This window comes from Ancylobacter sp. TW_SC_1 (assembly GCF_056836805.1).
In genome coordinates, this window is sequence record NZ_CM166365.1 from 3246954 (window position 1) to 3259932 (window position 12979).

At 68.5% G+C, this 12979-nt stretch carries 10 protein-coding genes; 2 read left to right on the top strand and 8 right to left on the bottom strand.

The features are described from left to right. The first annotated feature begins 52 nt into the window (after positions 1-52). On the top strand, positions 53-1402 hold the full coding sequence (locus tag AC1PZ7_RS15180; RefSeq protein WP_482356050.1) for an MFS transporter: 1350 nt from the start codon (positions 53-55) through the stop codon (positions 1400-1402). Between the two features lie 18 nt (positions 1403-1420). On the opposite strand, the gene AC1PZ7_RS15185 is transcribed toward AC1PZ7_RS15180, so the two are convergent. Genes AC1PZ7_RS15185 through AC1PZ7_RS15220 form a run of 8 tightly spaced genes read right to left on the bottom strand, consistent with a single transcriptional unit; the run spans position 1421 to position 10451 of the window. Further along, complete coding sequence (locus tag AC1PZ7_RS15185; RefSeq protein ID WP_482356051.1) at positions 1421-2104, bottom strand: response regulator; 684 nt, start codon at positions 2102-2104, stop codon at positions 1421-1423. Continuing rightward, positions 2101-4800, bottom strand: a complete 2700-nt coding sequence (locus AC1PZ7_RS15190; protein ID WP_482356052.1) for a DUF4118 domain-containing protein — start codon at positions 4798-4800, stop codon at positions 2101-2103. Before AC1PZ7_RS15190 ends, AC1PZ7_RS15185 begins: the two co-directional genes overlap by 4 nt. Before the next feature lie 12 nt (positions 4801-4812). Next, on the bottom strand, positions 4813-5403 hold the full coding sequence (gene kdpC / locus AC1PZ7_RS15195; RefSeq protein WP_482356053.1) for a potassium-transporting ATPase subunit KdpC: 591 nt from the start codon (positions 5401-5403) through the stop codon (positions 4813-4815). A 23-nt stretch (positions 5404-5426) separates the two neighbouring features. Further along, complete coding sequence (gene kdpB / locus AC1PZ7_RS15200) at positions 5427-7493, bottom strand: potassium-transporting ATPase subunit KdpB (RefSeq protein WP_482356054.1); 2067 nt, start codon at positions 7491-7493, stop codon at positions 5427-5429. A gap of 21 nt (positions 7494-7514) precedes the next feature. Next, positions 7515-9224, bottom strand: a complete 1710-nt coding sequence (kdpA, locus tag AC1PZ7_RS15205; protein WP_482356055.1) for a potassium-transporting ATPase subunit KdpA — start codon at positions 9222-9224, stop codon at positions 7515-7517. 37 nt (positions 9225-9261) lie between these two features. Continuing rightward, the gene (gene kdpF, locus AC1PZ7_RS15210) at positions 9262-9378 is read right to left on the bottom strand and encodes a K(+)-transporting ATPase subunit F (protein ID WP_482356056.1); all 117 of its coding nucleotides are present in this window, start codon (positions 9376-9378) and stop codon (positions 9262-9264) included. Next, positions 9353-9517 (bottom strand): hypothetical protein, encoded by a 165-nt coding sequence (locus AC1PZ7_RS15215; RefSeq protein WP_482356057.1) that lies wholly within the window; start codon positions 9515-9517, stop codon positions 9353-9355. The genes kdpF and AC1PZ7_RS15215 overlap by 26 nt, the downstream gene beginning before the upstream one ends. Before the next feature lie 46 nt (positions 9518-9563). Further along, positions 9564-10451: a helix-turn-helix domain-containing protein gene (locus AC1PZ7_RS15220; protein ID WP_482356058.1), complete on the bottom strand. Its 888-nt coding sequence runs from the start codon at positions 10449-10451 to the stop codon at positions 9564-9566. 266 nt (positions 10452-10717) lie between these two features. Between AC1PZ7_RS15220 and AC1PZ7_RS15225 the strand changes: the two genes are divergently transcribed. Beyond that, positions 10718-12973: a TonB-dependent siderophore receptor gene (locus tag AC1PZ7_RS15225; RefSeq protein WP_482356059.1), complete on the top strand. Its 2256-nt coding sequence runs from the start codon at positions 10718-10720 to the stop codon at positions 12971-12973. The last annotated feature ends 6 nt before the right edge of the window (positions 12974-12979 follow it).

The following is a 12979-nucleotide window of genomic DNA, read 5'->3' on the forward strand; positions in this document are numbered from 1 at the left end:
TGCCGGCTTGCGCCTCGCGCGCCCGGCCGGCCGCCGTGCCCGGAGCCCCCGAATGACTTTCCCGCTTGCCGCCACGCCCACCGGCGCCGTCGCCAATCCGCGCTCCCGCGTCATCCTCGCGAGCCTGATCGGCACGACCATCGAGTTCTACGACTTCTACGTCTACGCCACCGCCGCCGTGCTGGTGTTCCCGCATCTGTTCTTTCCGGCCGGCAACGACACGGCGGCGCTGCTCGCCTCCTTCGCCATCTTCGGCGCCGCCATGGTCGCGCGCCCGCTCGGGGCGATCTTCTTCGGCCATCTCGGCGACAAGCGCGGGCGCAAGGTGACGCTGGTCGGCGCCCTGCTCACCATGGGCGTCGCCACCTTCCTGATCGGCCTGCTGCCGACCTTCCACCAGGCCGGCTGGCTGGCGCCGTTCCTGCTGGTGGTCATGCGCCTCGCCCAGGGATTCGCGCTCGGCGGCGAATGGAGCGGCGCGGCGCTGGTGGCGACGGAGAACGCCCCGCCCGGCAAGCGGGCGGTGTTCGGCACCTTTCCGCAGCTCGGCGCGCCGCTCGGCTTCATCATCGCCAATGGCCTGTTCCTGATCATCGCCGCGACGATGCCCTCGGACGATCCCTCGCGCCCCTCCGACGCCTTCCTTGCCTGGGGCTGGCGCATCCCCTTCCTGTTCTCGATCGTGATGGTGGCCATCGGCCTGTGGGTGCGCCTCAACCTCGTCGAGAGCACAGCCTTCGCCAAGACCGTGGAGGCCGGCAAGGTGCACAGGCTGCCGCTCGCCGAGGTGTTCCGCACGCATGGCAAGGCGCTGGTCCTCGGCACCTTCTACATGCTGGCGACCTATGTGCTGTTCTACCTCATGACGACCTTCTCGCTGAGCTATGGCCGCGCCGGCACCGGCGCCGCGCTGCCGGGCCTCGGCTACGACTACACCACCTTCGTGCTGATGATGATCATCGGCGTGGTGTTCTTCGGCGTCTTCACCATGCTGTCCGGCCCGTGGGCCGACCGCTGGGGCCGCCGCTACACGCTGATCGGCGTCACGCTCGCCATCATGGCGTTCGGCCTCGTCTGGGTGCCGATGCTCGCCGCCGGTCCGGTCGGCGTCATGGCCTGGCTCATCCTCGGCTTCAGCCTGATGGGCATGACCTTCGGCCCGATGGGCGCGCTGCTGCCCGAGCTGTTCCCGGCCAATGTGCGCTACACCGGCTCGGGTATCGCCTACAACGTCTCGTCGATCCTCGGCGCCGCGGTGGCGCCGTTCATCGCGGTCGCGCTATGGGCCTGGGGCGGCGGCAGTCCGTTCTGGGTCGGCGTCTACCTGTCGTCCATGGCGCTGCTGACCCTGATCGCGCTGCTGCTGGGCGAGGAAACCCGCGACGTCGACATCGAGGCGTGACGGAGGGACCGGGCGCGGCTAGCCGCCGGCGCGGTAGCCGATGCCCGGCTCGGTCACGACCAGCACCGGATTGGCCGGGTCGGCCTCCAGCTTAGTGCGGAGCTGGCCGACATAGACGCGCAGATATTGCGTGTCGTGCTCATGCGCCGGGCCCCACACCTCGCGCAGGATCTGGCGGTGGGTCAGCACCTTGCCGGCATGGCGCGCCAGGAAGGCGACAAGCTCGAACTCCTTCGGCGTCAGCTTGATCTCCACGCCTTCGCGCATGACGCGGTGGCGGGGAATGTCGATCTCGATGCCGCCAAGGCGGAGCACCGGCGTCTCGCCCTTCTCCTGCATGCGATGGCGCAGCGCCGCCCGCAGCCGCGCCATCAGCTCGCCGACGCCGAACGGCTTGTTGACGAAATCATCCGCCCCGAGATCGAGTGCCTCGATCTTCTCGACCTCGCGGTCGCGGGCGGAGAGCACCACGATGGGAATGTCCGACCATTCGCGCAGGCGGCGGATCACCTCCTTGCCGTCCATGTCCGGCAGGCCGAGGTCGAGCACGATGACGTCCGGGCGCCGGTTCACCGCGAGGGCGAGCGCCTGCGCGCCCGTGTCGGCGCGCAGCGCCTCATAGCCATTGGCGGCGAGCGCGGGCGCCATGAAGCGGTGAATGGCCGGCTCGTCGTCGACGACGAGTACGGTGATCGCGCTCATGCCTCCTCCCCACGCGCCGGCGCCTCGACCGGCAGTGGCAGGCGCATGGCGACCCGCGTGCCGTGCCGCTGCCCCGGGGCCGGGCTGCGGGCGGAAACGCTGCCGCCATGGGCCTCGACGATGCCCTTCGTGATGGCGAGGCCGAGGCCCGAGCCATCGCCGCCGTCGCCGCTACCGCGCGTGGCGCGCACGAACTTCTCGAACACATGCGGCAGCGTCTCGGCCGGAATGCCCGGCCCGTCATCGGTGACCGCGATGACGAGCTGGCGGTCGATGACCGTCGCCGACAGACCGATGCGCGCATCGCGGCCGGCATAGCGCACGGCGTTCGCGACGACATTGCCGAGCGCCTGATCCATCAGGCTCTGGTCGGCCTGAACCAGCGGCAGATCGTGCGCGGCCGTCACCACGAAGCGCTGTGTCGCCCCGCGCCGGCGGACGGCGGCGACGGCGCGGTTCATCAGCTCGACGGCGTCGACCCAGTCCTTGTTGATCTCGAGCGCGCCGGCCTCCAGGCGGGTCATGGAGAGCAGGTTGCGCACCATCTGGTCAAGGTTCTCCGCCTCCTCGCGCATCTGCAGCAGCAGGTCGCGGCGGGTTTCCGCCGGAATGTCCGGCCCGTAGTCGATGAGGCTGGTCGCCGCGCCGAGAATGGAGGCGAGCGGGGTGCGGAAGTCATGGCTGATCGAGGCCAGCAGGATGTTGCGCACCCGCTCGGTTTCCGCCGCGGTGCGTGCGCGCGTCACCTCGGCCGACAGCATGGTGCGCACCAGCGCCGCCGCCGTCTGCTCGCACAGCGAGCCGAGGATGCGCTGGCTTTCCACGTCGAGCAACGGCATCTCGGGGTCGCGCTCGATACCGACGACGCCGATCCGCGCATCGCTCTCGCCACCACCGAGCGGCTGGAACAGCCAGGGAGCGCTCGGCAGCGTGCCGGTCCCCGCCCCCGCCGCCTCGCCATGCTCGAAGGCCCAGCCGGCGGCGGTCATCGAGCCGGTGTCGAGCCGGTCCTCCGGCGGCCAGGCGGCGGCGATGGCGAGTTCGCCCTTCTCCGACAGAAGAATGACGCTGGAGCGTCCGAGCACCGCGTGCAGCTCGACCGCGGCGGCCTCCGCGACCGAGGCGCGGTCGGGCAGCGCGGAGAGCTTGCGGGTGAACTCGTAGAGCCGGCGCGTCGCCCGCATGCGCTGCGCGGCGACACGCGTCTGCTCGCGCGCCCGGCCGGCGAGCGTCGAGATCAGCACCGCCACGATGAGGAACACCAGCAGCGCCAGCAATTCGTGAGGACGCGCGACGGTGAAGGTCTCGACCGGGTCGATGAAGAAGAAATTATAGGCGAGGAAGGAGAGGCCGGAGGCGGTGATCGCCGGCCAGACGCCGTAGAGCAACGCCGGCAGAAGCACGGCGAGCAGATACAGCATCGAGACGTTGGGCAGGGCGACGAAGCGGGACAGGAACAGGCCGATGCCGGTCGCCAGGGTGACGCCGAGCGAGGCGGCGAGGTATCCGACGACCGGGCCGACCGGCGGCAGGTTCGGCCGCCACGCCGCTTTGGCCTCTCCCGCCTCGGCGGTGACGACATGGATGGCGACGCCGTCGGCCTGCTTCACCAGCGCGTCGGCCAGCGTGCCGCGCAGCGGATTGGCCAGCCAGCGCCGGCGCGCCTTGCCGATGATGATCTGGGTGACATTCTCGAAACGGGCGAAGCGCAGCAGTTCCGCCGCGACATCGCCGGCGACCAGCGAGCGAGTCTCGGCGCCCAGCGACTCGGCGAGCCGCATGCCGGTCTCCAGCCGCCGCCGCGCGCCGCTCGCCATGACATGGCCGGGGCGCTCGACGGTCACGGCGAACCATTTGGCGCTCATCAGGTCGGCAAGGCGCTTGGCCTCCCGCACCACGCGCTCGGCGGCGATGTCCGGACCGACGCAGACCAGCAGCCTCTCGCCGGCCGCCCACGGCCCCTCGATCGCCGCCCCCTGCATGCGCTCGACGAGATCGCTGTCGACCCGCGCCGCCACGCGGCGCAGCGCCAGCTCGCGCAGCGCGGTGAGGTTGCTCGGCTTGAAGAAGCTCTGCACCGCCCGCGTCGCGGTGTCCTCGACATAGACCTTGCCGTCGGCCAGCCGCTTGATCAGCTCGTCGGACGGCAGATCGACGAGGATGATCTCGTCCGCCTTCTGCAGCGCGGTGTCGGGCACGGTCTCGCGCACCCGCACGCCGGTGATGCGCTGGACGACGTCGTTGAGGCTCTCGACATGCTGGATGTTGAGCGTCGTCCATACGTCGATGCCGGCGGCGAGCAGGTCGAGCACGTCCTGCCAGCGCTTGGGATGGCGGCTGCCGTCGACGTTGGAATGAGCGTATTCGTCGACCAGCAGCAGCCCGGGCCGACGCGCCAGCGCGGCCTCGAGGTCGAATTCCGGCACCAGCCGGCCGCGATAGGGCACGGCCTTGCGCGGCAGGAGCTCCAGCCCCTCGATGAGGGCCTCCGTCTCGGCCCGGCCATGCGTCTCGACGATGCCGATCACGACGTCGCCGCCCGCGGCCTTGGCGGCGCGGGCGGCGGAGAGCATCGTGTAGGTCTTGCCGACACCGGGCGCGGCGCCGAGATAGATGCGCAGCTTGCCGCGCGTCTCCCGCTCGGCGGCGGCGAGCAGGGCTTCCGGGTCGGCGCGCGGTGGATCGTGTGCGCTCATGAGGCGTTTCCGTCAGGAGCCCGGCGCCGCGCCCGCCGCCGGAGCGGCCGCGTCGAGAGCGAGATTGAGAGCGAGCACGTTCACGCGCGGATCGCCGAACACGCCGAGCCGCGGCTGCTCTATGTGCGCCGTGACGAGGTCGCGGACAAGGGCCTCGTCCACCGCCCGGGCGCGGGCGACGCGGGCAACCTGCGCCAGAGCGTTCGCCGGCGAAACATCGGGATCAAGGCCGCTGCCCGAGGTGGTGAGGGCGTCGACCGGGATCGGCCCGGCGAGGCCAGCGGCCCGCAGCGCCGCCGCGTCGGTCTTCAGGCGCTCGGCGAGCATGGCGCTCGTCGGCCCCAGATTGCTGCCCGACGAGGCGGCCGCGTCGTAGCCGCTGCCGGCCACCGACGGGCGCGGATGGAAATAGCGCTCGGCGGTGAAGTTCTGGCCGATCAGCCGCGAGCCGACGACGGTGCCGTCGCGCTCGACGAGCGAACCGCGCGCCTGGACCGGGAACAGGACCTGCGCCAGCTCGGTCATCGCCAGGGGATAGGCGATGCCGGTGAGGAGGGTGAAGGCGATGAGCAGCGTCACCGCCGGGCGAAGAAAGGTCATCATGGAAGTCTTCTCCGAGGCCGGCTTCAGGCAAGGCCCATCGCCGTGATGGCGATGTCGATGAGCTTGATGCCGACGAAGGGCAGGACGATGCCGCCGCCGCCATAGATCAGCAGGTTGCGGGCGAGCACCGAGCCGGCCTCGCCCGCCCGGTACTTCACCCCGCGCAGGGCGAGCGGGATCAGCGCGATGATGATCAGCGCGTTGAAGATCACCGCCGACAGGATGGCGCTCTGCGGCGTCGCCAGACCCATGACGTTCAGCAGACCGAGCTCGGGAATGGCGGCGATGAACAGCGCCGGGATGATGGCGAAGTACTTCGCCACGTCGTTGGCGATGGAGAAGGTGGTGAGCGCGCCACGCGTCATCAGCAGTTGCTTGCCGATGCCGACGATCTCGATGAGCTTGGTCGGGTCGCTGTCGAGGTCGACCATGTTGCCGGCCTCGCGCGCCGCCTGGGTGCCGGACTGCATGGCGACGCCGACGTCGGCCTGGGCGAGCGCGGGCGCGTCATTGGTGCCGTCGCCGCACATGGCGACCAGCCGACCGTGGCGCTGCTCGGTGCGGATATAGGCGAGCTTGTCCTGCGGCGTGGCCTCGGCGATGAAATCATCGACGCCAGCCTCGGAGGCGATGGCGGCGGCGGTGATGGGATTGTCGCCCGTCACCATGACGGTGCGGATGCCCATGCGGCGCAGCTCGGCGAAACGCTCCTTGATGTCCGGCTTCACCACGTCCTTGAGGTGGATGACGCCGAGCAGCCTTCCGTTCTCGGCGAGGCCGAGCGGCGTGCCGCCCGAGCGCGCGATGCGCTCCACCGCGGCGTCGAAGGCGGCGATGCCGGTCGTGGCGTGCGGGTCGACCGAGTGCACGAAGCGCTTGATCGCGTCCACCGCGCCCTTGCGGATGCGCCGGCCTTCCACGTCGACGCCCGACAGGCGGGTCGCGGCGGAGAAGGGCACGAAGCTGGCGTCCTCGAGCGCCGCGCGCTCGGCGGAAACGCCGAACTTTTCACGGGCGAGCGCAAGGATGGAACGGCCCTCGGCGGTCTCGTCGGCGAGGCTCGCCTGCACGGCGATGAGCGCCGCCTCATGCTCGGTGATGCCGGGCACCGGGATGATCTCGGCCGCCATGCGGTTGCCGAAGGTGATGGTGCCGGTCTTGTCGAGCAGAAGCGTGTCGACGTCGCCCGCCGCCTCCACCGCGCGGCCGGACATGGCGAGCACGTTGTGGCGGATCAGCCGGTCCATGCCGGCGATGCCGATGGCCGAGAGCAGGCCGCCGATGGTGGTCGGGATCAGCGTGACCAGCAGGGCGACGAGGATCGGCACCCGCACGTCGGCGGCGGAATAGCGGCCAAGGCCGGCGAGCGAGACCACCGCGATGAGGAAGATCAGCGTCATGCCGACCAGCAGCACCGAAAGCGCCATCTCGTTCGGCGTCTTCTGCCGCTCGGCGCCTTCCACCAGCGCGATCATGCGGTCGAGGAAGGAGGAGCCGGGGGCGGCGGTGATGCGCACCACCAGCCAGTCGGAGATGACGGTGGTGCCGCCGGTGACGGCCGAGCGGTCGCCGCCCGACTCGCGGATGACCGGCGCGGATTCGCCGGTGACGGCCGCCTCGTTGACCGAGGCGATGCCGAGGGTGATCTCACCGTCGCCGGGGATCAGGTCGCCCGCCTCGACCAGCACATGGTCGCCGACCTTGAGGTCGAGCGCCGAGACGCGGTCAAAGGCCGTACGTGCCGAAGGGTCGCGCAGGCGCTTGGCCACCGTGTCGGTGCGCGCCTTGCGCAAGGAATCCGCCTGCGCCCTGCCCCGCCCTTCGGCGATCGCCTCGGCGAAATTGGCGAACAGCACGGTAAACCACAGCCAGGCCATGATCTGGCCGCTGAAGGCCAGCGGATTGCCGACCAGGAAGTCACGGACGAACAGCACGGTGACGAGCGCCGCCACGACCTCGGTGACGAAGATCACCGGGTTGCGCATCAGCGCAACCGGGTTGAGCTTGAGGAAGGCGTCGCGCACCGCCCGGCCGAGAAGATCGGGCGAGGCGAAGGCGGAGCCGGATTTGGCGTGGGTCTGGGTGGACATCGAGTGTCTCCGAACGCGCGGTCAGAAGGTCTTGCCGGCCAGCATCTGCACCTGCTCGGCAATCGGGCCGAGGGCGAGCGCCGGGAAGAACTGCAGACCGCCGAGGATGAGGATGACGCCGACGAGCAGGCCGACGAACAGCAGGCCATGGGTCGGGAAGGTGCCGGACGAGGAGGTGAGCCGCGTCTTGGCGCTGAGCGAGCCGGCAATCGCCATCATCGGCACGATGTAGGCGAAGCGCCCGAGCAGCATGGCGAGGCCGAGCGTGGTGTTCCACCATGGGCTGTTCGCCGACAGGCCGGCAAAGGCCGAGCCGTTGTTGCCCGCCGCCGAGGAGTAGGCGTAGAGGATTTCCGACAGGCCATGCGGACCGGCATTGGCGAGGCCGGCCAGCCCCTGCGGCAGCACCGCCGACAGCGCCGAGAAGCCGAGAATCGCGGTCGGCAGGATCAGCACGGCGAGGATCGCCATCTTCACCTCCTGCGCCTCGATCTTCTTGCCGAGATATTCCGGCGTGCGCCCGACCATCAGGCCGGCGACGAAGACGGCGATGATCGCCATCACCAGCAGGCCATAGAGGCCCGAGCCGACGCCGCCCGGCAGGATCTCGCCGAGCTGGATGAGGAACATCGGCACCATACCGCCCAGCGGCGTGAAGGAATCGTGCATCGCGTTGACGCCGCCATCCGACAGGCCGGTGGTGACGGCGGCGAACAGTGAGGAGGCGGCGAGCCCGAAGCGGACCTCCTTGCCCTCCATGTTGCCGCCCGCCGGATCGATCCCGGCGGCGACCAGCGAGGGCGTGCCTGCCGATTCGGCCCAATAGGCGACCGCGATGCCGGCGACGAGGATGACGGCGATCGTCGCGATCAGCGCGCGCGCCTGCCGGCGATCGCCGATGAGGCGGCCGAAGGCGAAGACCAGGGCGGTGGAGATGACCAGCATCTGCCAGATCTCCAGCGCGTTGGAGAGCGCGGTGGGGTTCTCGAACGGGTGCGCGGCGTTGACGTTGAAGAAGCCGCCACCATTGGTGCCGAGCTGCTTGATCGCGATCTGCGAGGCCACCGGGCCCATGGCGAGGGTCTGCTGCGCGCCTTCCAGCGTGGTCGCCGCGGTGGTGGCGTCCATGGTCTGCGGCACGCCCATCCACACCTGCGCCAGCGCCGTCACGATGGCGAGCGGCAGCAGCACGTAGAGCACCGAGCGCGTCATATCGACAAAGAAATTGCCCACCGTCGACGCGTTGGAGCGGGCGAAGGCCCGCACCAGCGCCACCGCGAGTGCGAGGCCGGTGGCGGCGGACAGGAAGTTCTGCACGGCCAGCCCGGCCATCTGGCTGAACAGGCTCATGGTGGTCTCGCCACCATAGGACTGCCAGTTGGTGTTCGAGACGAAGCTCACCGCCGTGTTGAAGGCGAGGTCCGGGCTCACGCCGGCAAAGCCCAGCGGATTGAACGGCAGCAGGCCCTGCAGCCGCAGTATGGCGTAAAGCAGAGCGAAGCCGGCGGCGTTGAAGGCGAGCATGCCGAGCGTGTAGCCGAGCGCGCCCTGCTCGACCTTCGGGTCGACGCCGGCCAGGCGATAGAACGCGCGCTCGAGCGGGCCGAGCACGGACGAGAGCAGGGTGCGCTCGCCGGCATAGATGCGCGCCATGTAGCCGCCGAGCGGAACGGCCGCGGCGACGACGAGCGCGAGGATGATGGCTATCTGGAGCCAGCCGGAAGCGGTCATGGCGTTTGGCTTTCGAATGGGGGGTGAACGGCGCGCGTCAGAACTTCTCGGGCCGCAGCAACGCGGTCACGAGATAGACGGTGAGCGCCAGCGCGACGGCGCTGCCGAGAACGAGGTCGAACATCGCCTCACCCTTTCGACACGGCGCGCGCATAGGCGGCCATCAGCACGAAGAAGCCGATGGCGACGGCGAGATAGACGAAATCGAGCATGATCCAGCTCCTGTTGATGAGCTGGCGAGGATGTAGGCCGGTGCCGATAAGGGATCGATCCGGAATGCCGCACGCCGGCATAAAGACGGCATAAAGACGGCACACCCGCGCGGCGACGCTTGCGCCGTCAGCCCCGCCGGTCGCGGCGCCAGGCGGCCGGGGTGGCGCCGAGATGCTGGCGGAACATGCGCGTGAAGTGCGCCTGGTCGTAGAAGCCGGTCGCCGTGGCGACCGTGGTGAGCGACATGTCGGTGGTGAGCAGCAGATGCTGCGCCCGCTTGAGCCGCGCATCGGTCTGCCACTGGTGCGGCGGCACGCCGGTGGCGGCCTTGAAGGCGTGGCTGAAATAGCTCGGCGACAGGCCCACCAGCTCCGCCAGTTCCTCCAGCCGGATGGCGCCGAGGCAGTTGGCCTCGATGTAGTCGGTCACGCGGCGCAGCTGCCAGGAGGCGAGCGCGGTGCGCTTGCGCCCGGACCGATGGCCGGAGCGCAGGAAATCGATGAACAGCGCCGTGGTCAGGCTGTCGCCGTACAATTCGTGGAAGGCGAGCGGGTTCTGGCACTCGGCGGCGATCAGATCGGCGAAGGTCATGAGCCGCTCGTCGCTGAACATCAGCCGGGGCGTCTCGAAGGCGGTGCGATCGAAATCCTCGGCGAGGCGACGGTGCAGCGTCTCCATGTCGAAATGCAGGTCGAGATGGCGCACATAGGTGGTGCTGGAGACGCGCGACCAGAGCGGCACGCCGGCCGGGATGAAGCTGATCTGGCGCGGAACATGGCGCTTCGGCAATGCCCGCCGGTCGGGCGAGAGCAGCATCTCGAACTCGCCGCCGGCCTGATCCAGCAGGACGAACAGACGCGGGTGCTCGGAGACGTATTCGGCGCGGGCGCCGACGGTCCCCTCCGCCTCCCAAAGTTCCACCAGCACGCCGTCCCATGAACGGCGATGGCCCTTCCCCAGCACCGAAATGCCTTCGAGCTTCGCGGTCATCTTCGGGACGAAGGGCGGCGCCATGCCTCTTCCTCGCACGTCTCTCTTCTCCGTGACCCGGCACGTCTAGATGCGCCGGAGTTCGCGCTTAGGCAAATGAAGCGCCGGTGATCGCACGGCAGGAACCAATCGACCAAGAACGTACAAGATTTGACAAAAGCGAACAATCATCCAAAGGAGATGATTGATACCAGACGTTTCATGTCCGGCCTGGAGATAATCAGAATCTGCACTTTTGAATATTTCCGAATTGGATGCGCATGGGATTGAACGTTTCTGGAACGATTGCAATGTATGGAAAGACCTTCAAGCTCGCGCTTCTGAGCGGCGTCATGCTGGCGGCCCTGCCCCTGCCGAACCCCGCTCTCGCCCAGCAGGCTCAATCCTCCGAGGGCGAGACGGTGGAGCTCGACACGATTTCGGTCGACGGCGAGCGGCAGAACGGCACCGGGCCGGTCAACGGCTATGTCGCGACCCAGACGACCACCGGCATGAAGACGGATGTTCCCATCGTCCAGATTCCGCAGTCGGTCTCGGTGATCGGGCGCGACGAGATCGACGACCGCAAGGCGCTGAAGGTCGACGAGGCGCTGCGCTACACGGCGGGCGTGCACGCCTCGCCCTATGGCGGGCCGGACCCCGACACGGACTGGTTCTACATTCGCGGCTTCAACGCCACCCAGACCGGCATCTTCCTCGATAACCTGTCGCTCTACAGCTACGGCTTCGGCGGCTTCCAGATCGACCCGTTCACGCTCGAGCGCATCGAGGTGCTGAAGGGGCCGGCTTCGGTGCTCTATGGTGGGTCGAGCCCGGGCGGCCTGGTGAACCTCGTCAGCAAGCGGCCGCGCAATGAGCGATTCGGCTATGCCGAGGCCGGCATCAACAATTTCGGCAACGCGTATTTCGCCTTCGACATCAACGACGTCTTCGGCACTACCGACCCGCTGAACAAGGACGCCGGACCGACCAAGGCACCAGCCTCGGGCGACCCGATCTGGCTGTACCGGCTCACCGGCCGCATCGCCGGCGGCGACCAGCATACCGACTACAGCAACGACCTGCGCGGCGTGTTCATGCCGCAGCTCACCTACCGGCCCTCGCAGCAGACCGAGGTGACGGTCTACGCGCAGATCGCCGCGCTCGACCAGCTCAATGTCGGCGGCGGCTTCCTGCCCTATTACGGCACGGTGCAGAACGCGTCCTTCGGCAAGATCAGCCGCGACGCCTATTTTGGCGAGCCGGGGCTCGACAGCAGCCGCTACACGCAGTTCATGACCGGCTACGAGCTGAAGCACGAGTTCGAGAACGACTGGATCTTCCATTCCAGCGCCCGTTACGGCTACCTCAACAAGCGCGAGATCGGGCCGTATCCCTACGGTTACCTCGACCCCTCGACCGGCTGGGGCGGCAACCCGCTGCCGCTGACGCCGAGCAACCTGCTCTACCGGATCGGCTTCGAGGGCAATAGCGAGGTCAACAGCTTCGCCACCGACAACCATTTCCGCCGCGAATTCGTCACCGGCGGGATCGCGCACGACGTGCTGATCGGTATCGACTACACGCTGTACCGTCTGGACAACGTCCAGGCCTCGGGCGGGGCGACGCCGATCAGCGCCACCGACCCGATCTACGGCGTGCCGCAGGGGCCGACCTCGGTCTATATGGACCAGTTGCTCACCCAGCAGCAGCTCGGCGGCTATGTGCAAGACCAGATGAAGTTCGGCGACGGCTGGATCGCCACGCTGAACGGCCGCTACGACTATGTGAACACGGAGTCGGAAAGCCCCGCGACGCTGATGTTCTCGCCGAACTACAAGACGCATGATGGCGCCTTCACCGGCCGCGCCGGCCTCGCCTACGAGTTCGCCAACGGCGTCACGCCCTATGTGGCGGCCTCCAGCTTCTTCAATCCGGTGGTCGGCGTCGACGCCGACAATACCGGCTTCAAGCCGGAGGAAGGCTACCAGTACGAGGCCGGCATCAAGTACCAGCCGACCTTCATGGACGCGCTGATCACCGCCTCGGTGTTCCAGATCACCCGGCAGAACGTCACCGTGCCGGACGTCGACAACATCTTCTTCGACACCCAGCTCGGCGAGGTGCGCTCCACCGGCTTCGAGCTGGAGGCCAAGGCCAACGTCACCCGGAACTTCCGCCTCATCGGCACGCTGACGGTGATGGACATGGAGATCACCAACGACACCGACCCGCTGATCATCGGCAACGAGCCGATGCTGGTGCCGAACGTGATGGCCTCGGCCTGGGCCGACTACAAATTCGACAATGGCCCGCTGAAGGGCGTCAGCGTCGGCGGCGGCGTGCGCTATGTCGGCTCGTCCTGGATCGACGACCAGAACACGCTCAAGGTGCCGTCCTCCACCCTGTTCGACGCCGCCATACGCTACGACCAGGAGACGTGGGGCGTCGCGCTCAACGTCAACAACATCCTCGACGAGGTCTATGTGTCGGGCTGCCAGGGCATTTCCGGCTGCGGCTATGGCGACAGCCGCACCATCACCCTGTCGGCGCATTACAAATGGTGAGAGCGC